This window comes from Commensalibacter communis (assembly GCF_947179015.1).
GTDB lineage: Bacteria > Pseudomonadota > Alphaproteobacteria > Acetobacterales > Acetobacteraceae > Commensalibacter > Commensalibacter communis.
In genome coordinates this window covers 1-589 of the sequence record NZ_CAMXCM010000030.1, presented here as the reverse complement: position 1 = coordinate 589, position 589 = coordinate 1, and the positions used below count along the sequence as shown (strand labels likewise).

The 589-nt window shown below is 28.5% G+C and carries 1 protein-coding gene; it reads right to left on the bottom strand.

Annotated elements, in window-relative coordinates; all coding sequences use genetic code 11:
- A partial coding sequence (locus PQG54_RS12295) for a hypothetical protein (protein WP_271807738.1) occupies nt 1–589 on the bottom strand: 589 nt, incomplete at both ends.

Here is a 589-nt window from a genome sequence, read left to right as displayed (position 1 = left end):
AGCCATATTGTTTGAACTATCATTCATATATATAGGAATGATCGTATTCAATGAATCTAAATTACTATATGGTTTTAATAAAATACCTTGTTCTAATTGCTTATTTTCTAAAGCATTATTGATTAAAGTGTAATATCCTTCGAATTCTGTAAAATCTGTTGGAACCATTTGAAAATTTAATAAAGATGGTAGTTTACTTGAAATGCCCAAGTTTTTAATTGTTAAAGCATTTGCAATAACAGTATTATTTTTATCTCCTCTTACCCTTAAATTTGTAAGATATAAGTTCCCCGTTGGAAGTTCTCTATTAAAATACACACCATCAATTGCAAAACATGGGTATCCTTTGTAACCATTATTTAAGATAAAATAGGCCGTATGAAATTTATCATCATGAAGATTAATAGTTAGTTTACTATAATCAATACTATAAGATTTTGTTTGTGCATTATAAAACGATACTGTCTTTTTGCCTGGGTTAATACGGATGTTGAAGCTTCCTTCATACCCTAAAATATAATAATCGCTGTCTGTTGTATCTGTTGAACTGATTTTGAAATCTACACGAATTAACATCGTCGTTGGAGTT